General features: G+C 57.8%; 25 protein-coding genes and 1 tRNA gene. 7 read left to right on the forward strand and 19 right to left on the reverse strand.

The features are described from left to right. Positions 1-8: 8 nt before the first annotated feature. From eutC to MOV76_RS15350, 3 genes are all read right to left on the reverse strand, one after another. Positions 9-755 carry an ethanolamine ammonia-lyase subunit EutC gene (eutC, locus tag MOV76_RS15340; protein WP_113543691.1) on the reverse strand — a complete coding sequence of 249 codons (747 nt, stop codon included), beginning with the start codon at positions 753-755 and terminating at the stop codon, positions 9-11. After that, positions 752-2,149 (reverse strand): ethanolamine ammonia-lyase subunit EutB, encoded by a 1,398-nt coding sequence (locus MOV76_RS15345; protein ID WP_247264804.1) that lies wholly within the window; start codon positions 2,147-2,149, stop codon positions 752-754. The genes eutC and MOV76_RS15345 overlap by 4 nt, the downstream gene beginning before the upstream one ends. Positions 2,150-2,866: 717 nt before the next feature. Beyond that, positions 2,867-3,439, reverse strand: a complete 573-nt coding sequence (locus MOV76_RS15350) for a site-specific integrase (RefSeq protein WP_408987994.1) — start codon at positions 3,437-3,439, stop codon at positions 2,867-2,869. 26 nt (positions 3,440-3,465) lie between these two features. Here MOV76_RS15350 and MOV76_RS15355 point away from each other — a divergent pair, with 26 nt between their 5' ends. Beyond that, positions 3,466-3,711 (forward strand): hypothetical protein, encoded by a 246-nt coding sequence (locus MOV76_RS15355; RefSeq protein ID WP_247264805.1) that lies wholly within the window; start codon positions 3,466-3,468, stop codon positions 3,709-3,711. A gap of 82 nt (positions 3,712-3,793) precedes the next feature. On the opposite strand, the gene MOV76_RS15360 is transcribed toward MOV76_RS15355, so the two are convergent. Beyond that, on the reverse strand, positions 3,794-4,213 hold the full coding sequence (locus MOV76_RS15360) for a hypothetical protein (protein WP_247264806.1): 420 nt from the start codon (positions 4,211-4,213) through the stop codon (positions 3,794-3,796). Positions 4,214-4,247: 34 nt separating this feature from the next. Next, positions 4,248-4,382, reverse strand: a complete 135-nt coding sequence (locus MOV76_RS15365) for a YHYH domain-containing protein (RefSeq protein ID WP_247264807.1) — start codon at positions 4,380-4,382, stop codon at positions 4,248-4,250. A gap of 963 nt (positions 4,383-5,345) precedes the next feature. On the opposite strand from MOV76_RS15365, the gene MOV76_RS15370 reads away from it, so the two are divergent. Next, positions 5,346-5,774 carry a DUF1515 domain-containing protein gene (locus tag MOV76_RS15370; protein WP_247264808.1) on the forward strand — a complete coding sequence of 143 codons (429 nt, stop codon included), beginning with the start codon at positions 5,346-5,348 and terminating at the stop codon, positions 5,772-5,774. 224 nt (positions 5,775-5,998) lie between these two features. Here the strand turns inward: MOV76_RS15370 and MOV76_RS15375 are convergent, their stop codons facing one another. The 5 genes from MOV76_RS15375 to MOV76_RS15395 form a co-directional block, all read right to left on the reverse strand. After that, positions 5,999-6,451, reverse strand: coding sequence for a hypothetical protein (locus MOV76_RS15375; protein ID WP_247264809.1), 453 nt, complete (start codon positions 6,449-6,451; stop codon positions 5,999-6,001). Beyond that, on the reverse strand, positions 6,442-6,816 hold the full coding sequence (locus MOV76_RS15380) for a thermonuclease family protein (protein ID WP_247264810.1): 375 nt from the start codon (positions 6,814-6,816) through the stop codon (positions 6,442-6,444). Before MOV76_RS15380 ends, MOV76_RS15375 begins: the two co-directional genes overlap by 10 nt. Further along, positions 6,813-7,037 carry a hypothetical protein gene (locus MOV76_RS15385; RefSeq protein WP_408987993.1) on the reverse strand — a complete coding sequence of 75 codons (225 nt, stop codon included), beginning with the start codon at positions 7,035-7,037 and terminating at the stop codon, positions 6,813-6,815. Before MOV76_RS15385 ends, MOV76_RS15380 begins: the two co-directional genes overlap by 4 nt. Before the next feature lie 10 nt (positions 7,038-7,047). Next, positions 7,048-7,806: an SOS response-associated peptidase family protein gene (locus tag MOV76_RS15390; protein WP_247264811.1), complete on the reverse strand. Its 759-nt coding sequence runs from the start codon at positions 7,804-7,806 to the stop codon at positions 7,048-7,050. Between the two features lie 321 nt (positions 7,807-8,127). Continuing rightward, on the reverse strand, positions 8,128-8,448 hold the full coding sequence (locus tag MOV76_RS15395; protein WP_247264812.1) for a hypothetical protein: 321 nt from the start codon (positions 8,446-8,448) through the stop codon (positions 8,128-8,130). Between the two features lie 86 nt (positions 8,449-8,534). On the opposite strand from MOV76_RS15395, the gene MOV76_RS15400 reads away from it, so the two are divergent. Continuing rightward, positions 8,535-8,798 (forward strand): hypothetical protein, encoded by a 264-nt coding sequence (locus tag MOV76_RS15400; RefSeq protein ID WP_247264831.1) that lies wholly within the window; start codon positions 8,535-8,537, stop codon positions 8,796-8,798. Next, positions 8,755-9,801 carry a non-homologous end-joining DNA ligase gene (gene ligD, locus MOV76_RS15405; RefSeq protein WP_247264813.1) on the forward strand — a complete coding sequence of 349 codons (1,047 nt, stop codon included), beginning with the start codon at positions 8,755-8,757 and terminating at the stop codon, positions 9,799-9,801. The genes MOV76_RS15400 and ligD overlap by 44 nt, the downstream gene beginning before the upstream one ends. A gap of 316 nt (positions 9,802-10,117) precedes the next feature. Here ligD and MOV76_RS15415 read toward each other — a convergent pair whose 3' ends face one another. The 3 genes from MOV76_RS15415 to MOV76_RS15425 all read right to left on the reverse strand — a co-directional run bounded on the left by MOV76_RS15415 (position 10,118) and on the right by MOV76_RS15425 (position 11,139). Beyond that, positions 10,118-10,408 (reverse strand): CopG family transcriptional regulator, encoded by a 291-nt coding sequence (locus tag MOV76_RS15415; protein ID WP_247264815.1) that lies wholly within the window; start codon positions 10,406-10,408, stop codon positions 10,118-10,120. 105 nt (positions 10,409-10,513) lie between these two features. Further along, the gene (locus MOV76_RS15420; protein WP_247264816.1) at positions 10,514-10,846 is read right to left on the reverse strand and encodes a hypothetical protein; all 333 of its coding nucleotides are present in this window, start codon (positions 10,844-10,846) and stop codon (positions 10,514-10,516) included. Next, on the reverse strand, positions 10,843-11,139 hold the full coding sequence (locus MOV76_RS15425; protein ID WP_247264817.1) for a hypothetical protein: 297 nt from the start codon (positions 11,137-11,139) through the stop codon (positions 10,843-10,845). Before MOV76_RS15425 ends, MOV76_RS15420 begins: the two co-directional genes overlap by 4 nt. A gap of 273 nt (positions 11,140-11,412) precedes the next feature. Between MOV76_RS15425 and MOV76_RS15430 the strand changes: the two genes are divergently transcribed. Further along, entirely contained in the window at positions 11,413-12,267 is an 855-nt protein-coding gene (locus MOV76_RS15430; RefSeq protein WP_247264818.1) for a hypothetical protein, read from the forward strand. A gap of 142 nt (positions 12,268-12,409) precedes the next feature. On the opposite strand, the gene MOV76_RS15435 is transcribed toward MOV76_RS15430, so the two are convergent. From MOV76_RS15435 to MOV76_RS15450, 4 genes are all read right to left on the reverse strand, one after another. Further along, complete coding sequence (locus MOV76_RS15435; protein WP_247264819.1) at positions 12,410-12,664, reverse strand: DUF4160 domain-containing protein; 255 nt, start codon at positions 12,662-12,664, stop codon at positions 12,410-12,412. Between the two features lie 148 nt (positions 12,665-12,812). After that, entirely contained in the window at positions 12,813-13,022 is a 210-nt protein-coding gene (locus tag MOV76_RS15440; RefSeq protein WP_247264820.1) for a hypothetical protein, read from the reverse strand. Positions 13,023-13,224: 202 nt separating this feature from the next. Further along, positions 13,225-13,301: transfer RNA gene (locus tag MOV76_RS15445), tRNA-Arg, on the reverse strand. A gap of 54 nt (positions 13,302-13,355) precedes the next feature. Further along, complete coding sequence (locus MOV76_RS15450; RefSeq protein WP_018448130.1) at positions 13,356-14,519, reverse strand: M20 aminoacylase family protein; 1,164 nt, start codon at positions 14,517-14,519, stop codon at positions 13,356-13,358. Between the two features lie 157 nt (positions 14,520-14,676). Between MOV76_RS15450 and MOV76_RS15455 the strand changes: the two genes are divergently transcribed. Both MOV76_RS15455 and MOV76_RS15460 read left to right on the forward strand, forming a co-directional pair. Next, on the forward strand, positions 14,677-15,810 hold the full coding sequence (locus MOV76_RS15455; RefSeq protein ID WP_018243814.1) for a D-alanyl-D-alanine carboxypeptidase family protein: 1,134 nt from the start codon (positions 14,677-14,679) through the stop codon (positions 15,808-15,810). Positions 15,811-15,828: 18 nt separating this feature from the next. Beyond that, positions 15,829-17,025 (forward strand): GTP-binding protein, encoded by a 1,197-nt coding sequence (locus MOV76_RS15460; RefSeq protein WP_247264821.1) that lies wholly within the window; start codon positions 15,829-15,831, stop codon positions 17,023-17,025. A gap of 99 nt (positions 17,026-17,124) precedes the next feature. On the opposite strand, the gene MOV76_RS15465 is transcribed toward MOV76_RS15460, so the two are convergent. Both MOV76_RS15465 and MOV76_RS15470 read right to left on the reverse strand, forming a co-directional pair. Then, entirely contained in the window at positions 17,125-17,349 is a 225-nt protein-coding gene (locus MOV76_RS15465; RefSeq protein WP_018448128.1) for a sulfurtransferase TusA family protein, read from the reverse strand. A gap of 5 nt (positions 17,350-17,354) precedes the next feature. Further along, on the reverse strand, positions 17,355-18,593 hold the full coding sequence (locus MOV76_RS15470; protein WP_018448127.1) for a murein L,D-transpeptidase family protein: 1,239 nt from the start codon (positions 18,591-18,593) through the stop codon (positions 17,355-17,357). Positions 18,594-18,772 lie beyond the last annotated feature (179 nt).

Below are 18,772 nucleotides of genomic sequence, written 5' to 3' on the forward strand. Positions count from 1 at the left end.
ATTGAACTTTATGTTTCTTGGTGTGGCAGCGCTTCTATGGCGCCTTCGGCATTTTCCTTGAGATCGACACCGGTCAGCTGCAAGCGAAGCGCCTCCCGGACGATCCAAACGATCTTGTCCGCTGCGATCTCGTAGCTGAGCCCGTCGGCATGAATATTTGAAATACAGTTGCGCTCGCTGTCCCGCCGTCCCGATTGCGGTCGGAACGTGATGTAGGCGCCGAGACTGTCAGGCACGCTTAGTCCCGGCCTCTCGCCGATCAGCACGATGGCGACTTCCGCACCAAACGCCGCCGCCGCCTCATCACCAAATGCCACCCGCGCCTGCTCGCCCAATATCACCGGGGCGACGCTGAAGCCCCCGAGACGCTTCATGCATGCTTTAAACAGCGGCACCGCGTGGTGCTCGACCGCCGAGGCCGAAAGCCCGTCTGCAATGATGAAGGCGATATCATAACGAGCGCCTGGGTTCGGGAGATCGTCTGCGTTGGTCTGACGGCCGAGATCCGGGCGCGCCAGATAGATCGTACGGTCTTTGGCGCGAGACCGAATCCGGACCGTCGGCACGGGCGCAAGCTGCTTGGCAAGGGCGACAAAATCCACGTGCCCATGCACGGCATCCCGCGCCCGGGCATGGGCAAGCTGGAAGTCGAGAATTGCCGATGTCGGCAAGGCGTCGCCGGCCCTTCCAAGCCCAATCCGGGCGCGGGTGGCGTTGCGGAACCGCGCAAACGGATCTCGTTCGAAGGGACTCATGCCGATGCCCTGTAGCTCAAGAGATTGCGGGAAAAGGCGCCCGAGGCGCTGGCCGGCGCAAGACGACCCGTGTGATCAAGCATGCCCATGCGATGAAGCCATGCTTCGAATTCCGGAGCGGGCGGACGATTGAACTGGTGCCTGAGGCCGACAATATCGTGGTAGGAAAGGCTCTGATAATTGAGCATGACGTCGTCGGCGCCGGGCACCGCGATGAGGAAGCTGACGCCCGCGACAGTCAGCAACACCATCAGATTGTCCATATCGTCCTGGTCGGCTTCCGCATGGTTCGTGTAGCAAACGTCGACCCCCATCGGCACGCCAAGCAGTTTGCCGCAGAAATGATCTTCGAGCCCGGCGCGGATAATTTGCTTGGCGTCGAAAAGATATTCGGGGCCAATGAAACCAACCACCGTATTGACGAGCAACGGATTGAGTTCACGTGCAACGGCATAGGCCCGCGCCTCGACCGTCTGTTCGTCGACACCATGATGGGCGTCGGCCGAAAGAGCGCTGCCCTGGCCGGTCTCCAGATACATGACATTGTTTCCGACCGTGCCGCGTTTCATGGAAAGTGCTGCCTGCTGGCCTTCCCTGAGGATGGCGAGATCGACGCCGAAACCCTTGTTGGCGGCTTCCGAGCCGGCGATTGACTGGAACACCAGATCGAGCGGCGCTCCAGCCTCGATCGCCTTGATTGAGGTGGTGACATGGGTCAGTACGCAGGATTGGGTCGGGATATCGAACCGTTCGCGCAGCCGGTCGAAAAGAACCATCAATCTTGTGCAGGCTTCAAGATTGTCGGTCGCCGGGTTGATGCCGATGACCGCATCGCCGATCCCATAAAGAAGTCCGTCGAGCGTCGAGCCGGCAACGCCTTCAGGATCATCGGTGGGATGATTGGGCTGAAGGCGGCTCGATAGTCGGCCGGGCAGACCGATCGTGGAGCGAAAGGCCGTGACCACCCTACATTTGCCGGCGACGGTGATCAGATCATGGTTGCGCATGATCTTGGAGACCGCCGCGACCATTTCGGGGGTGAGGCCTGGTGCAATGGCGAGCAGTTTTTCGGAGGTTGCGTCGTAGGAGAGAAGCCAATCGCGAAACTCACCGACCGTCATATGAGATACCGGCGCGAACGCCATCCAATCATGGCGGTCGACGATCAGTCGACTGACCTCGTCGACCTCGTATGGGATGACGAGATCCTCCAGGAAAGTCTTGAGAGGCATATCCGCGAGCAGGTAACGGGCGGCCACGCGCCGCTCATTGCTTGACGCTGCGATCCCGGCCAGCACGTCACCTGATTTCAGCGGCGAAGCGCAAGCCAAAACCGATTTCAGATCCTGAAAGACATGGCGTTCGCGTCCTAGAACGATCGAATATGTTGTCATCTGCTCCTGGCCGTCGATCAGCCTATTCGATGCCCGAGAACTCGTCCGCCTTTGGTGGGCATTCGCCGGCTTCCGCCGAGCATGTTTTTGCTCGGCCCCATATCCAGGAACGCAAGATGCGTGCCATTTAATGGGCTAACCTACCAAGGCAACCGTGCCAAAGGCTCCGGATGGCGGGCTATGACCGCTACACAGCTCGGCTCTCGCAGAGACTGTTTTCAATTTAGGGTGGTTGTATCCACTTTACGATAACATGCTCCGATATGCGCACATTTGCGCCCGGCTCAACACTGATTGCGAGAATATTCGTTGATCGTCCCGGTCCCGTGGTTCTGGCCGGGGTGCTTTTTCGGTGGGCATTCTGTGCTGAGACGCGATCGTCAATTTTGAGCGAACTGACCGTGGATCGACGAGGATGTCGAAAAACTAGCCAGTTGTGCAAATCAATGAACCGGCAATTCTCTTGCCCCCAAGAGTTCAGGTCGTGCGGTTCCCGCACGACAATCGAGCTAGTCATTAGCGGACAAAGATTGGTTTCCCACGTCATCATTATCGCGTCTTGCATTTCTGCAAGAACGTACGTTCGGTTGAGGGAGATAACCATCTGATTAATGGTGATCCCGGCGCGATTCGAACGCGTGACCCCCAGATTAGGAAACCGCTACAGCTCCCTATAAGGCAGGGCGTTCAGCGCTTCGTGTTGCATCCATGTTGCAGTCAGGCCATAAATGCCTTCTCTGCGGCCGCCAATTCGTCGGCGTCATTGTCTTTCGGAAACAGATGTCCGTAGGTGTCCATCGTCATAGCAATGGTTGAGTGGCCCATGCGCTCCTGAACCATCTTCGGCGTCAGGCCAAGGCCGCCATCTTCCTTCCGATTAATGCACCACGAGGCGTAGAAGTGCCTCAGCGCGTGCATGCCGGTGTATTTGGGTTCCAAGAGCGGATGGCCCTTCTTGTCGAGCTTGCCACTGCCCACCGCAATACCGGCGGCAACCCAGGCAGGATGCAGACCGCGCCGCAAGATGTTGTTGAGCTGCTCGACCCTGCCGGCGCCATTCGGGAATACGAGATCGAGCGTCATGATCGTTTCGCCGGCTTCGTCCTTCTTGCCGCTATTTCGCTTCGGGCAAGCGAGCTTCCATTCCTTTAGGGCGTTTATAACCATGGGCGGGGCAGGCACCATGCGCTCGCTCGATTCCGACTTCGGCCGACCAATATCATTGAACCGATCGGCTCGCTGCCGGACGTGGATCTCGCGCTTGTCGAGGTCGACATCTGACCACCTCAGCCCTCGTGCCCGTCGATGGCGGCGGCGTGCGGGAAGCTTTGACGGAACAGCAGATCCGTGCCGGCCAGGAGCTGAAGCGTTGCCGCGAGATCCTTGGCATCAAAGCCTACGACATCATGAGCAAGGTTGCCGGCCAAGGATATGCGATCGGGGAGCTTGCGAAGTCGCACCGGGAGCGCACCACGCTTGCAGATTATCTAAAGGATGGCCTCGATGAAATGGCCCGCAACTGGGGCTATGAAAACCGAGGTACGCAAAGGAAGAGTGCATGACGGCCACTTGCGCCGTTACAACGAAGAAGGTATAGTTTATCTATAGTGGTGATTTGCGTAAGAGCTGGGCCCTCCCGCGTTATTATGGATCTTGGAACGCCGAAAGGTAGCCGAAATTGGCTTTGCATTTCGGACAAACATAAGGCCTTCCGGACTGGTCCGATTGAATCGTCAACACAAACCTCCCTTCGTCCATGCAGACAGGGCATAACGCCGTCCCGATTGGATTTTTGTTAGCGTCGCATCTATAGCGATAACCTGATCGCTCGACGGTTTCCTCTTTTCGTTTGAGGAGAGATCTGAGCGACGATATCTCCGCCTCTTTTGAGCGGATATCTTCCTGGGCATCAACAAGCCCGAGTTTTGCTTCGGCAAGGGCGCTCGTAGCTTCTGCGATCCTCAATTTGAAGCCGGCCTCATCGACGCGCCTATCGATGTCATTGAGTTGCTTGACGATGGTCAGAGCGGTCGAAACGCCACCTAAGGCGGCAGGTATGTCCATAGCAATCTCCTCGCCAACGGTATTACGAAGCGGCTCAATGACAGTGATAGCCGCCAGTCTTGTGATTGGTATGGCAGCCATTGCCGTCGGTCCCGCCGCTATGGGCGAAAGCGCTGATTGCAGACAAAGCGAGTACGGTCGCTGCGAGAGCGATTCTTGCAAGTTTCATTGGTTGAGTTCCCATCCCGGTTACACTTTAAGTAAAGCATAAGCGCTACCGGAAGTCGATTCATTCTCAACCGTTGATAGGCGCGTCATCGACGATAGTTAACGGCTCCGCTTGAACCAGCTACCGCCCACCGTGCAGACGGACGAGGCTACTACCATTGGGTGACTTATCAACTACTGGAAGAAGAGCTAAACTTTCGGTTGCTGATCAATCAGCATAAAGGGAGGGTAACATGAGGAAGCTACTCGGGCTTGCATCGAGCGCTTTTCTAATGGCGCTACCAGTTTCCGCCGCGGACTACACCTATCAGTGCCCTGCGGACAGTAACGTTTGCTCATATTCAAACAATGCACCGGAAACTGAGAAAGTTAGGGGTGGAAAGGGGCACACTGCAGACACAAGCGCTGAAATACTCGCGCCAAAGGACCGCTACCTCGCCAACATGTCGGCGAAAATAGCGAGCCAAAACGGGATAAGGCCCGCTTGCAATATCGAATCCATGGGTGGGGCAACCACAGTGACCATTCAGGGTATAGATGTCACGGTGTATAAGTCTGCGATTGTTCGAGCGCATGCGGAGACCGGATCCGGCATGCAGCGTGAGGGAACAACAGCGCATATGCATTGCGCCTTCACTGCGAAGGTAGTTCGGAAGCCGAAATAGCTGGAACTTCCCACGCTACGCAACTTGCTCCAAACCCGCCCGGCTCACCGCGGCGGGTTTTGTTATCGAAGGCGTCTGAATCAAGACCACGCCGCACGGCAATTTTTGAAAACGGCACAAGGTGAGCGCCTCGCAAGTGCAGTCGTTATGGCCATAGGATCGGTCGTTCGGCCTGCTGCATCGGTCGGGGAAAGCACGCCTGCGTCCATGGTGCACCCGCAGCCCGTCATGATTGACCGCATCGCCAACGGCATTTCGCAAACTGAAAAGCTGAAATTCAATTCATAGACGAGCACCGAATGACATCCAACGACGATATCCTTCGCGCTCTCGGGCGCGTGGAGGGAAGGCTTACCGGCATCGAGGATAGCGTTTCCCACCTTCGCGAGGAAGTCAGCGACGAGAAGGATAGTGCCCATGAAAGTCGTTCCGTCATCCACAGGCGGCTCGACGAACAGGCCAAGCAAATCCATCTCCTCGACATGACGATAACGGTCAGCAGTGGCGTCGATGGCCAGATCCGCGAGGAGATCAAAAGCGTCAAGGAGACCGTCGAGAAGAACCATGAAGCGGTCGCCCCCACTCTCGAGGAGTGGAAAAAAATGAAGACCCTTGGTTATGGCATTTCAGGCCTGATAGCCTTTGCCGGTCTGACCGTCGGCGGGATCGTTGCTTACGCCAGCGACGGCGCCGTGGCTTGGATCAGGCACTGGCTCAAGATCAACTGAGCGATTGGTAAAAGAAGCCCCGCCGAGGCGGGGCAAGTTCATTGACAACACAGATCACACAGGAAGGAACAAAACACCCGTGCGATCCTGCTGATATAACGATGATGGGATTGGTAAGGTTCCTGGTCTGCGGCACGCATAATGCCTGACACAATCAAGGCTGGATTGGCCTGATTACCCGTGAGGGTCTCCAGGCAGCTCAAATACGTTAGCTGAGATTGGCTCTAGAAAAGGTGTTCCAATTCGGCGAACGAAAGATACCGTAGGCGCTTGGCGTTGCATCGGTAATCGTGACGCACAAAACCCCCGAGGGCAAACCCGTATCTTTTGTCATAGTGAAAGGATTCTGCCCTCACGCCGGCACGTTCTGCGAGTTGATTCTTCGCCTTATACTTGACGCAGACGATGCGCTCGCCGCCACTCAGCGTCAGTACGTTCGATATGCTCGCGTCGCTGATATCACGCTCATTGTAATAGGTCTTGCGTGCATATTCGATGACCTCAGATCTTTCGGCAGGCGTTGGTGGGATCTGGGCAACATACACCGGATCGAACGGCTCGGGAGTGCCGCAGCCGGTTATTGATATCGGAAGTGCGAGAAGAGCCAGGCTAAGAATTTGCTTTATTGGCCGCAGCGTCTCAGTGGCGTATCGTCGATATTGCCGGTTCAGTCGCACCAGTCGTTCCTCCGTTTCGGGTTCCAGGACCGCGCGAAGCCTTCCTTGAGCAGCTTCTTCCCAATCTCCTCCCCATTCGTTCGGTAAATGTTTATGAGCGGTCGGTGCGACGGCGTACGGTCCACCGCGCCGCTCAAGACGACACGCAAGCCCTTTTCAGCCAAAAGCTCTTTCAGTCTTCCCTTGGCGATCAGCGCCAGTTTCCGTTCCTTGATGCACTTTGCGTGCGATCCGATCTCCGGCGTATCAATTCCCGAGACGAACGGAACACCTTCCCCCAACAGTCGCATATTCTGCCCGTCGCATTTCACCGTATCGCCGTCGACAACAGTCAGCGATGCGCAAATAATCAGTCCAGCTATCATTCAACGATATTTCCATGCTCGGCGGCCTCGAGCTTCAGTCTTAGCGCCTGTTCCTGCTCATTTGACTTATGAGGGAAATGCTCGAAGCACCACCAGCGGGTCGGCACAGACGGGGAGGGGCTGTTGCCCCAGCCGCCCCACTCCGTGCACCGCTCTTCCTCGCAATAGTGGACATACATTTGCGGCGCGTTGGTCAGTGCCGGCTTGTCGGTGTCGCTCATTCATCCCTCATCACAGCAATAGTCTTGCTTCGGCATTGGCATCCGCGGACACCGGCGCCGTTGGCAGAATGATAAGCTGATCATCGCGTAACGGTCGCTGCAGCGTGCTTGCCACCTCCCAAGGCGCCGTGAGCCATGTCTCGATCTCTTCTTGATTGGTGAGGATCGCGGGCATTGCCTTCTGATGGATCGGCGCGACGATAGCGTTTGGCTCCGTCGTCAGGAACCCAAAGAGGTCTGACGTTATCAACCCCTCCTTGATCTTCCGGACGCTCTGCCATTGCGGCACCCAAATTCCTGCGAAGAACATCAGCGGGCAGCTCGGATCGGCGGCGAACCATGCATTCGGCGTTCGTCCACCCTCGGGCTTTCTTGCGGGGTCGGGCTCGGCAAAGCTTGTGAAGGGCACGACGCAGCGAAACTCGGTGCCGTGCCAACGCTTCCAGTGCTTGCTGGCGACGTTGCGGACATTGGTTGTCCCGCCATCGGGCTCCATCTTCAGCAGTTCTTGAAAATCGAATTCCTTGCCCTTTTTTCGCAGCGCGTCGGCGCGCTTGCTCGCCGCCTGGAAGAGCGCTTGGGAGGAACTCGGCAGGCCCCAGCGGACCTGCGCCAGCTCGCGGCCAGCCGGGGTGTTGCGCACGATCGGCGCCATGCGGTCCGGCCAGATCTCCGCTGTCGGTTCCATGTTGCCGGTGCTGTCGATCATCGCTTGAGTAATTCCGCGGATCGCCTCCTGGTTACTGAGCATGCTGTAGAGATTGCACACATCGCCCTCCTTTGGCGTCCACGTGCCTTTTCGGCTGACTTCGTCCGTGTCGATGAATTGGCCGTTCCAGCGGTCCCTGAAATGGCGGGCAGCTTCGCGGCTGCTGAACAAAAGACAAGATAGTCATCCGCTTCGATCGAAGCCCCATAGCTTTTTGAGCCGCCTTCGATGGCTAGCGCCGATGTGACCACCGCGCCCCGCTCGTGAAGGGGATACGCCTTTTCTCCAGTCTGATAGTTGCCCCACCAAATTATGACATGGTGCGGCAGGTGGCTGTCGAGCCTCCAGCGTGCAAGCGGATTCTCGCGTCGATCTGCCATTTTATAAAACCCCGTCCTCCCAGATTGGCTTCTTGATCGTGGTGACCTTGACCAGGCGGCGTACGGGCAGCCTGCCGGTTTCAGACCCCCAAATTTGAAGCACTTTCAGGCTCATGTAGTCTCCCCGGTCGCAGCGCTCACAATGGAAGCGAGACGCCAGTCGGTCGAGGCTGACATCCGTCGTCAGTTGCAGCAGGTCACGCGGGAAAAACCGGTAGGTCCTTTTGCAGAACTGACACGTAACCTCCAGCAATTGTCCTGCGTCCGCCGCATTGCGCAGGCTCCACCCACGCAACTTCTTGGCTTCGTTCATTTCCGGCATTGTCAGTCTCGGTCGTAGATCGGCCGCCAGCCGCGCGTCATGCCTCTGCTCATGGCACCTTCCGTCAATGCACTCTGATGGCGTAGGTGGCGGATATCTTCCAGCAGGGTGTCTATAGCTGCGTTTGCACGCTCATCGTCTTCCACGGCTTCGCCGACCGGCTGCTCTCGCATATCCGTGCTCCATACTTCAGTTTTCAGATTGGCGGCCGCAGCGCCGATGTTCTTATTATGTTCGCAGTAGGAGGGGAGTCAATAATCAATCTGGGTCAATTGCCTTTTAAGGTAATGCTGATGAAGTTGCGGCATGACGAAGCCGCCCCGCAAGCCTTCCAAGCCGCTGCTCGGTGAAGCCGATGCGCTGCTCCGCAGTCGCCCACGTCGGCGCCGAGATCCTGACCAGCCCAATCTCCCCTTAGACCCGATGCCCGCGCGCATCGAGCCTTGCCTTGCCCTGCTGAAGTCAAAGCCGCCGAAGGGTGATGAGTGGGTTTATGAAATCAAATGGGATGGCTACCGCCTGGCAGTCCACATCGAGCCTACAGGCGTGCGAATCCTGACACGGGGAGGCCACGATTGGACGCACCGTTTCCCGGCAATCGAGCAAGCGGCCAAGCAGCTCCCCGTCGCCACCGCGATCCTGGACGGCGAGGCCGTGGTTCTTGACGAACAGGGTCGGCCGGATTTTGGCCTGTTGCAACAATCGCTCGGCGGCCGCGGCGGCAAAAAGAGGTCAAGCACGGCGCTCTTCATGGCCTTTGATCTGATCTATTTCGATGGTCATGATCTGAGGAATGCGGAACTCAGCATGCGCCGCCATCTGCTCGAGGATCTGGTGCCGACCGAAGGGAAGGGCGATATCCGGCTTTCAGAAGAGGTTGACGCTGATGGCGACGCCTTGTTGCGCGTTGCGTGCGAGCATGGCTTGGAAGGCATCATCGCCAAGGATCGCAACAGTGCGTATCGCAGCGGCCGGCTCGGCGATTGGGTGAAGGTCAAGTGCATCCAGAGCGACAGTTTTATGATCGTCGGTTATGAGCGATCCACAGTCGCGCGTGCCGGGATCGGGAGGCTTCTGCTCGCCGCGCGCCAAGGCGAGAAGCTGGTCTATGTCGGCGGGGTAGGGACCGGATTCAACGAGCGTAACGCTTATGAGCTTCGCGAGAAGCTCGATGGCCTCATCACAACCACGCCGGCTGCAATGGTCGATCGCAAGGGAGCAATCTTCGTGAAGGCAAAGCTAATTGCTGAGATCGAATATCGAGCATGGACTGATGATGGAAAGTTGCGGCACGCCTCTTATAAAGGGCTGCGGGAGGTGCAGGACAATGCGGCCGTTTATGAGATTGTGTAACGGCTGCCCGCTACAGTGCGCAATCGATACAAGGCTTAAGAACTCCCGTCAGAGCCAACACGATGCCGAGCAGAACGAACGACGTCGTCAGCACCCAAAAAGGCCAGTGGCTTAGGAACTTCTGTCTCGGCGTCGCCCAGTCCTGATCATGATCTGGGAACTCAGATCGATGGAGCTTCGGGCCGAAATCTTTGCTGAAATCGAAGCCGTTTCTGAGGTAAAAGATTAGCGACCTGATGTACCAATACCAGCTGTAAGCACAAATGCTTCCGACAAAGCAGAACGCGAACCACAACTGAATTCGATCTTCACCCAATCAAGCTTCCCCATCGGTGTCGCCATCTTCATCCAGTTCGTGCACCGGCAGATAGGTGTTCTTTTCCATCCACTCCCGGACGATAAACCTGATCGTGTCATTGCGCGTCATGCCGAACTCGCCGGCCAGGTCGCGCAAGGCTTCTTCAACATCATCTTCCATCGAGACGGCGCCGGCATTGCGCAGTCGTAGCGCGGCTCGACGAAGCATGATCTGCAGATCTGCTCGCGAAATATCAGCAATCCGATCGGCGGCGTCTTCGAGGAGGGTGGCAGTGTCCGGCGAGGTCATCGTATTTCCTCTAGACCAGCAAGTTCACGAGCGATCATGAATCCCACGATAGCTGCACTTTTTGCTGCATCCGCGATAGGATATCTGGATGGGGAGGGCGTGTATTCAGGGCGTCGTAAAGTATCTCATCGCTGCAAAGACAATACCACCGCTGGCGATTGCGATACTAAGCATTGCCCCGACAATACCGACTATCTGCCAAGTTGAAGGCAGGCCGGATACCTTACCCTTGATCTCAGACGTGTCTTTTAGAAGAGTCTTAAGGTCTCCCTTAATCTCCTTCATATCGTCTTCGAGACGCTTTACGCGGGCTTCCATGTCACCAGAGTTGCCACCGCCGCCCCCTTTTTTCAATACCTGCTGGAGTGTTTCGGTGAGAACGTCTGTACGTCCCTCAAAAAGATTGATGACGTTGTGGGCCGGCTCCTCCTCGCTCATTGTGATTCCTCGTCGTCTGGACGGGCCATCGCCTTCACTGTTTCGCCAAGGGACTTCCTAAACGCTAAGGAGGCCTCCAAAACCCGATCTGCGGCCTTTTCACCCGCCTCTCGCCCTTTCTCGCGCTCACCAAGGAATTTAAGAGACTCGATCAGAACCGCTTCCATTTTGAGCATCGCAGCAATTAGGTAGGCACTTTGTTCAACAGTGGTCGGGCGCGTATCACCTTTGAAGTAGGTGTGTACTACGTCGATAATTTCTCCAGAAGACATTCCAGATTTCGTCTCAGTCATCACGTCCTCGTTACCCTGCCAGCGACGCCGCCAACCATGCACTACCAACAAAAAGATTTAGCGCATGAAAACAACTCGGAGTCGATCAGCAGGGCGATCTTTGCGAGGAATTTTATGGAGACCTTCAAGAAGAACTGATCCAGAATCAGCCAACGACCTGTGGATGTTAGCCCTTTTGAAAGTGTCTCCGCACGAAGCGTTGGAAAGCTTCTCGGCTCTCTCCGTAGAAAAGAACGGCCGGCCACCGCTGGCGAACCGCCAGAGGAAGCAAAATTGCAAGACAACGTTAGACCGATCGCCCCAGTCAGTATTGCGGGCCTCTCCCCACAGATCCCGCCCACCGGGATGCCGATCTTTGAGCTCGTGAAGCCGGTCGATCTATTCGTTGACCCTGCCTATCAGAGGAACGTCAGCGAAAAGGGCATGCGTCAGATCCGGCGCATCATCGAGGGTTTCGACTGGGCTAAATTCAAGCCGCCGATCTGCGCGTATGCGGAAAACAGTGGGCAGACGATTCTCAAAGTGCTTGATGGGCAACATACCGCAATTGCGGCAGCTTCAAACCCGCACATCCATTTCATTCCGGTGATGATTGTTGATGCCGAAGACACCGTCGCCCAGGCGAAAGCCTTCATCGGGCAAAACACCGACCGCCTCGGAGTTACCACGCTCCAACTCCATCAGGCCGCGCTCGCCGCCGCTGACGAGGATGCCCAGACGCTCGAGCTTGTTTGCACTCGGGCGAATATTAGGGTCTTGAAGACTACGAACGCCTATACGGGCACAGGCACGAGACAAACCATTGCAGTCAAGCAGATTGAGGCTTTGATCAGCCGGCGCGGCCCGAAGTTGGCGCGTGAAATATTGGAGGTCTTGGCAAGTGCGGAACGAGGTCCGTTGACGGCCCCGCAAATCAAGGCTGTCGAGTTGCTCCTCACCGACGAGGAATACTGCGACAAAATCACGCCAGAAGATCTGACTGACGCAATCGTCGACCTGCTGTTCACCGCTGAAGATGAGGCGAAGCTCTTTGCCGCCACGCACAAAGTGCCATTTTGGAGAGCACTCGGGATCACGTGGTTCAGGAAATGCAAAAAGCGAAGGGCGATCGTCAAGCAGGCTGCCTAACGACTGCATCGTTCACCCTTACTTGCCGCGGCGTCGTCGTTATCTGCCGCGGCAGCTTTCCTAGTTTTTTCAAGATAGTGCTTGATGGCCCGTTTCAATTCGATCTGCCACGTTCCCAAGCTGATCCCTGTCCGTTAAAGTTTCAATCGTCGATATCGCCTTTTAGGTGACGGACTAAGATTTCCGCTTCGCCCTGTCCCCTACCGTTTCGGAGTTCGCTCCATATTTTCAGCAACTCCTCGCGATTCGAAATAATCCATTTCTTTATTTTGCGGTCAAAGCGGGATTCCTTCCCTACAAGCCGCTCGCCGGTGTCTACGGCATAACTGGCCTGATGCAAAACACTACCGTAGTCCAGATGAATATGAGGCCTGCCGTGATTCTTGTTGGGGTCCATCTTTAGTCTGAGGCTCCTCGATTGAAGCAATAATAGTTCGGGCCACCGGGACGATCCTCGGGATGGCCTTATCAATCCCTCTTCGTTGGCGAGAATATTATGGAGTTGATTCAGTGATGCATCGATGTCGTAATCATCCTCTCCGGTTTCAGTCATCAATCGGCCGCCAACGTGTCACTTCAAACATCTCAGTCATACCTTGCCGGCGATACTGCTGCCTCATGTTAGGCGCCTTCCCCGCCGGTCCCATGCCGAACTTTCCGGCAGTGTCGAGCGTACCCTGTTCGACCTGGCCGCTATCTCGCTGGTATTGGATCTCAGTACCCAGCGGTGGTTCGGTCGTTTGCCATTCGGCCATCTTTTTCTCCTTTGTTGTTGATCGGTTTCACCACGCAGCGCCGCTTTGCTGGCCATATCCCGCGGGGTTTGGAATCATGTTGCGTTCCATGTCGCATGGATCTGCCGATAGCTCATCGAAACGATTGCAAATCAATGGAATCCCATGCAACAAAAATGCAACATGAAGTTAAGGCTAAGGGTGCCTAAGTATTTGAAAAGACTGGTGATCCCGGCGCGATTCGAACGCGCGACCCCCAGATTAGGAATCTGGTGCTCTATCCTGCTGAGCTACGGGACCACTTGAGTGCCATGCATACAAAAGGCTTGGCGTGAAGCCAAGCCTTAATTGTTGCTAGAGGCCGAGGCGCTGTTCGGCGAGGCGGACCCAGTAGGAGATGCCGTGGGCGATGGCTTCGTCATTGAAGTCGTAGGCCGGGTTGTGGAGGCCGGCGCTGTCGCCGTTGCCGATGAAGATGAAGGCGCCGGGCCGGGCGTTCAGCATGTAGGAGAAATCCTCGCCGCCCATCATCGGATCGATCTCGGCGTTGACGTTCGCCTCGCCGGCGATGGCGCTGGCGGTGGCGACCGCATGCTCGGTCTCATCGGGGTGGTTGACGGTGACGGGATAGTTGCGATGGAAGCTGATTTCGGCCTCGGCGCCGTGGGCCGCGACCAATCCCTCGACGATCTGCCGGAACCGCGTCTCGGCGAGCGTGCGCACCTCAGGGTCGAGGGTACGAACCGTACCGGCGAAGGTCGCATCGTTCGGAATGACGTTATGGGCGAAACCGGCATTGAACTTGGTCACCGAGACGACCACCGAGCGTAGCGGATCGGCGCTGCGCGAAGCGATCATCTGCAGGTTGGCGACGATCTGGGCGCCGATGGCGATCGGGTCGATCGTCCGGTGCGGCTGGGCGGCGTGGCCGCCGCGGCCCTTGATGGTGACGGTGAATTCGTCGGTCGCCGCCATGATCGCGCCCTTGCGGGTGGCGAACTGGCCGACCGGCAGGCCCGGCAGATTGTGCATGCCGTAGACCTCTTCGATAGCGAAGCGCTCCATCATGCCGTCCTTGACCATCAGATTGCCGCCGCCGCCGCCTTCTTCGGCGGGCTGGAAGATGACGGCGACATTGCCGTTGAAGTTGCGGGTTTCGGCGAGGTATTTCGCGGCGCCGAGCAGCATGGCGGTGTGGCCGTCATGGCCGCAGGCATGCATCTTGCCCGGCGTCTTCGAAGCCCAGGGTTTGCCAGTGATCTCGGTGAGCGGCAGGGCGTCCATGTCGGCGCGCAGGCCGACCGTGCGGGAGCCTTCGCCCTTGCCCTTGATCAGGCCGACGACACCGGTGCGGCCGATGCCGGTGACGATCTCGTCGACGCCGAATTCCTTGAGTTTTTCGGCGACGAAGGCGGCCGTATTTTCCACCGCGAAGAGGAGCTCGGGCCGGGCATGAATATGGCGGCGCCATTCGGCGACCTCGTCCTGCAACTCCGCGGCTCTGTTCAAAATCGGCATATCGGCGTTCCTGTTATGAAATCTCGACAATCTTTCATCGCATCACAAGGGTGTGAGGCTGTGGAAATTACTTAGTCAATGACCTTTGCCATGTCATAGCCATATAGGCTAAATAGGGGAAGATTTCGAGATTTTCCTGATATCTGAAGGACGAACCGTGTCGACGCGCCACTTCCGTTTGTTTGCTGCCTTGCGGCCGCTTTCTTTCGTATCAGCGGCGACTGCCGTTTTTCTGGGCTCCGTTTCGCTTGCCCAGGCCAATCCGCATATTCTCGTCGACGTGCAGACCGGCCGCGTGCTCGAGCATGAAGAAGCCTTCCGCAAATGGTATCCGGCCTCGCTGACCAAGCTGATGACCGTCTATACCGTGTTCGATGCGATCCGCGCCGGGCAGATCAGCCTCGATACGCCGATCGTCATGAGCAAGCGCGCCGCCGCGCAGCCTGCCGCCAAGATGTATTTCAAGCCGGGCCAGAAGCTGACGCTCGACAGCGCGCTGAAGATCCTGATGGTGAAATCGGCTAACGACATCGCGGTCGCGGTCGCCGAAGCCATCGGCGGCACGCAGGAAGGCTTCGTGACGCGGATGAACGGCGAGGCGCTGAAGCTCGGCATGACGGATTCGCATTTCGTCAATCCGAACGGCCTGCCCGGCAAGGGTCAGTATACAACGGCGCGTGACCTTGCGGTGCTGACGGTGGCGCTGCGCCGCGACTTTCCGCAATATGCCGGCTATTTCGCGCTGGAGGGCTTCACCACCGGCCAGCAGAACGTGCCGAGCCTCAACATGCTGATCGGCCGCTTCGCCGGCGCCGATGGCATGAAGACCGGCTTCATTTGCGCCTCGGGCTTCAACCAGATCGGGTCGGCGACGCGCAATGGCCGCACGCTGGTCTCCGTCGTGCTTGGCACCGACAGCCTTGCAGCGCGCGCCGATGCGACGGCGAACCTTTTGCAGAAGGGTTTCACCACCCAGCCTGCCAGCAACGACACATTGGGTTCGCTGAGACCCTACGGGTCGGGACAGGACCAGGTGACCGACATCAGCGCCGATATCTGCAGCGCCAAGGGCGCAAAGGTGCGCAGCGAAACGCGCGACGAGGTCGGCCGCATGAGGGTGCAGTCACCCTACATCCAGCCAATGGACCACGATCCGCAATTCGTCTTTGCCGGCCTGATTCCGGGCCAGGATCCGCAGCCGGCTGCGCAGCCGGAAAAAATGGCACGGGGCGATACCGCGGGAACGCTCGCCAACGTGCCGGTGCCGATGCCGCGCCCGACATCCTTTTAAGCTTTTAAGGTAGATGACATGAGCGCGCTCAACGACAGGATTCCGGTCACCATCCTGACCGGCTTTCTCGGTGCCGGCAAATCGACGCTGCTCAACCGCATCCTCAAAGACCCCGTGATGAAGGATGCGGCCGTTATCATCAACGAATTCGGCGATGTCGGCATCGACCACCTCCTGGTCGAAAGTTCCGGCGATTCGATCATCGAGCTGTCCGACGGGTGCCTTTGCTGCACCGTGCGCGGCGAGTTGGTGGATACGCTGGCGAACCTGATGGACGCGGTGCAGACGGGCCGCGTCAAGCCGGTCAAGCGCGTCGTCATCGAGACGACAGGCCTTGCCGATCCTTCGCCGGTCATGCAGGCGATCATGGGCAATCCCGTCATCGCCACGAATTTCGAGCTCGACGGCGTCGTTACCGTCGTGGACGCGGTGAATGGGCTGCAGACGCTCGATAATCACGAGGAAGCGCGCAAGCAGACGGCGGTCGCCGACCGGTTGATCGTCTCGAAAAAGTCGATGGCCGAGGCGACGGACGGGCTGGAAAAGCGCCTGCGGGCGCTCAATCCGCGTGCCGTGATGATGGATGCCGACAGCACTGATGCGGGCAGTGCCGCAGTACTGGTCAACGGGCTCTACGATCCGGCGACGAAGAGTGCCGATGTTGGCCGCTGGCTGCAGGACGAGGATGCACACGAGGCGCATCACAATCACGACCACGGTCGTGATGGACATCACAATCACGATGATAATCGTGATGGCGATCATGGCCATGATCATGCTGGTCACCACCACCATCATCACGCTCATGCGGATCAGGATCCGCATGACGTCAATCGTCACGATGCCTCGATCCGTTCTTTCTCGATCATTGAGGAGAAGCCGATCGATCCGATGGCGCTCGAGATGTTCATCGATCTCCTGCGTTCGGCCCATGGCGAGAAGCTGTTGAGGATGAAGGCGATCGTGTCGGTCTCCGACCGGCCGGATCGGCCGCTGGTGCTGCATGGGGTGCAGAGCATCTTCCATCCGCCGGTGCGGCTTCCCGCCTGGCCGGGGGAAGACCGGCGCACACGCATGGTGCTGATCACCAGGGATCTGCCGGAAGCCTTCGTGAAGGATCTCTTCGACGCCTTCCTCGGCAAGCCGCGCATCGATATGCCGGATCGTGCGGCGCTCTCCGACAATCCGCTCGCCATTCCCGGCCTCAGAATTTAGAGCATGTCGCGCAAAAGTGTGCAGCGGTTTTGCGATAACGACATGCGTAAAACAAAGAGCTAAAGCGCGGGAAGCGAATCTGAAAGATCGCGACGCGCTTTAGCGCTTGCGGATCAGGAAGCGATGGCCGCTTTCGGTCTTTTCCGTCTCGACCAGTTCGTGGCCGTCCTCATTGCAGAAATGCGGCATGTCGATCACAGCAAGCGGATCGGTGGTGTCGACGCGAATGAGTGTGCCGCTCGCCATGGCGGCGAGCTTCTTGCGTGTCTTGATCACGGGGAAGGGGCATTTCAGGCCGCGAAGATCGTAGAGAACGGGGGTCAAGCCGTTCAGTTCCGCGCCCAGAATTTCCAGAACGGCTTCTTTGCCGCGGCTTCCGCCGTTTCCTGCGGTTCGGGAGCCGTGTAGGCGAGCGGATTCTGCATCGGGTTCTGCATCGGCACCGGCACGACCGCAGGTGTCGCGGCAGCGACGGCCATTGGCTGCGGCTGGGCAGGTGCTGCAGGCGTGGCGCCAGGCGCGCTTTTGGCGGCAAGGCCCTGCGCGGTGCGCTTGGCCATCAGGTCTTCGAGTTCGGCGACCTTGACCATGCGGCCGGCTTCCAGCGAGGTGCCGGTCGGGGCGTAAGCAAGTTCGCGGCCCTTGCGCGTCTTGGCGACCACGGCCTTGCGCTCGGCTTCGGTGGGATCGTACCAGGCCATGCCGTCAAATTTGCTCATCGCCTTGGCATAATCGGCATCGTAGGTCTTGCCGTAGGAGGCGAGAGCTGCGGTCAGCGCCGGCGGCGTCGACATAGCCGGGCACTTGCCGGCGGCGTTGAAGGCGCCGCCGTCGGTTGCCTGCTGATTGAAGACGTATTTCTTCTCGCAGACATTCACCTCGGGCGGGCGCTTCGTCACTTCAAAATTGTCGTAGCCGACCTTCAGCATCTTCCAGAAGTCGTAGCTGCTGTCGAGGCGATGCTTGACCATGTTTTCCGCGGTCATGCGGAAGGGGAAGGCCTGCAGCTGCACCGTCGCCTGGCCGCCCTTGAAAGCGTCGCGGGCGAAGGCGTAGATCTCCAGCACCTGCTGGTCGGTCATCGAATAGCAGCCGGAGGAGGAGCAGGCGCCATGGATCATCAGATCGGAACCGGTGCGGCCGTTCGCCGCGTCGTAGCGGTTCGGGAAGCCGGTATTGATCGCCAGATAATATTTGGAATTGGGGTTCAGGTTGGCGCGCGTCAGGTCGTAGAAACCTTCCGGCGCCTGCCGGTCGCCGGTCTTTACCTTCGGGCCGAGACGGCCGGACCAGGCGCAGATCTTGTAATCGGCGATCTTGTCAAAACGGTTGTCGGTCTTCGCCTTCCAGATCTCCATGGCACCTTCTTCCTTGAAGATGCGGATCATGATCGGCGAATTGCGGTCCATGCCCTTGGCGGACATCTGAGCGAGGATGTGGCCGGGAAGCGGCTGCTCGACCTTGTTCTTGACCTTGGAAAGATCGACCTGCGCGGTTTCCAACGCGTCATTGCAGCCGGACAGAGCCAGCGCCATGAGGGAAATATAGGCAAAATGACGTATGCGCATCCAAACTAGCCCATAAAGATAGTGCCACCCGGTCCGCCTATGGAGTCCGGGCATCAGAAGGAATCATAGGCGGCTTATACTTTATAAACCCTTACCAGCCTATGACTTTGCCACGAACGTCCCCGCAAGCGCGAGTGTTACAGATAACATCAATGTGGCCAAGATTTGGCCCCAATCGG

Origin of the sequence: Rhizobium sp. PRIMUS64 (assembly GCF_023006465.1) — a bacterium.
Classification (GTDB): domain Bacteria; phylum Pseudomonadota; class Alphaproteobacteria; order Rhizobiales; family Rhizobiaceae; genus Rhizobium; species Rhizobium leguminosarum.

Excerpts from the sequence above, each read along its gene's own strand:
- eutC (WP_113543691.1), bottom strand. The coding sequence starts at position 755 with ATGAGTCCCTTCGAACGAGATCCGTTTGCGCGGTTCCGCAACGCCACC.
- MOV76_RS15345 (WP_247264804.1), bottom strand. The coding sequence starts at position 2,149 with ATGACAACATATTCGATCGTTCTAGGACGCGAACGCCATGTCTTTCAG.
- MOV76_RS15360 (WP_247264806.1), bottom strand. The coding sequence starts at position 4,213 with ATGGACATACCTGCCGCCTTAGGTGGCGTTTCGACCGCTCTGACCATC.
- MOV76_RS15365 (WP_247264807.1), bottom strand. The coding sequence starts at position 4,382 with ATGAAACTTGCAAGAATCGCTCTCGCAGCGACCGTACTCGCTTTGTCT.
- MOV76_RS15370 (WP_247264808.1), top strand. The coding sequence starts at position 5,346 with ATGACATCCAACGACGATATCCTTCGCGCTCTCGGGCGCGTGGAGGGA.
- MOV76_RS15380 (WP_247264810.1), bottom strand. The coding sequence starts at position 6,816 with ATGATAGCTGGACTGATTATTTGCGCATCGCTGACTGTTGTCGACGGC.
- MOV76_RS15385 (WP_408987993.1), bottom strand. The coding sequence starts at position 7,037 with ATGAGCGACACCGACAAGCCGGCACTGACCAACGCGCCGCAAATGTAT.
- MOV76_RS15395 (WP_247264812.1), bottom strand. The coding sequence starts at position 8,448 with ATGCCGGAAATGAACGAAGCCAAGAAGTTGCGTGGGTGGAGCCTGCGC.
- ligD (WP_247264813.1), top strand. The coding sequence starts at position 8,755 with ATGACGAAGCCGCCCCGCAAGCCTTCCAAGCCGCTGCTCGGTGAAGCC.
- MOV76_RS15415 (WP_247264815.1), bottom strand. The coding sequence starts at position 10,408 with ATGACCTCGCCGGACACTGCCACCCTCCTCGAAGACGCCGCCGATCGG.
- MOV76_RS15420 (WP_247264816.1), bottom strand. The coding sequence starts at position 10,846 with ATGAGCGAGGAGGAGCCGGCCCACAACGTCATCAATCTTTTTGAGGGA.
- MOV76_RS15425 (WP_247264817.1), bottom strand. The coding sequence starts at position 11,139 with ATGACTGAGACGAAATCTGGAATGTCTTCTGGAGAAATTATCGACGTA.
- MOV76_RS15435 (WP_247264819.1), bottom strand. The coding sequence starts at position 12,664 with ATGGACCCCAACAAGAATCACGGCAGGCCTCATATTCATCTGGACTAC.
- MOV76_RS15440 (WP_247264820.1), bottom strand. The coding sequence starts at position 13,022 with ATGGCCGAATGGCAAACGACCGAACCACCGCTGGGTACTGAGATCCAA.
- MOV76_RS15450 (WP_018448130.1), bottom strand. The coding sequence starts at position 14,519 with ATGCCGATTTTGAACAGAGCCGCGGAGTTGCAGGACGAGGTCGCCGAA.
- MOV76_RS15460 (WP_247264821.1), top strand. The coding sequence starts at position 15,829 with ATGAGCGCGCTCAACGACAGGATTCCGGTCACCATCCTGACCGGCTTT.
- MOV76_RS15470 (WP_018448127.1), bottom strand. The coding sequence starts at position 18,593 with ATGCGCATACGTCATTTTGCCTATATTTCCCTCATGGCGCTGGCTCTG.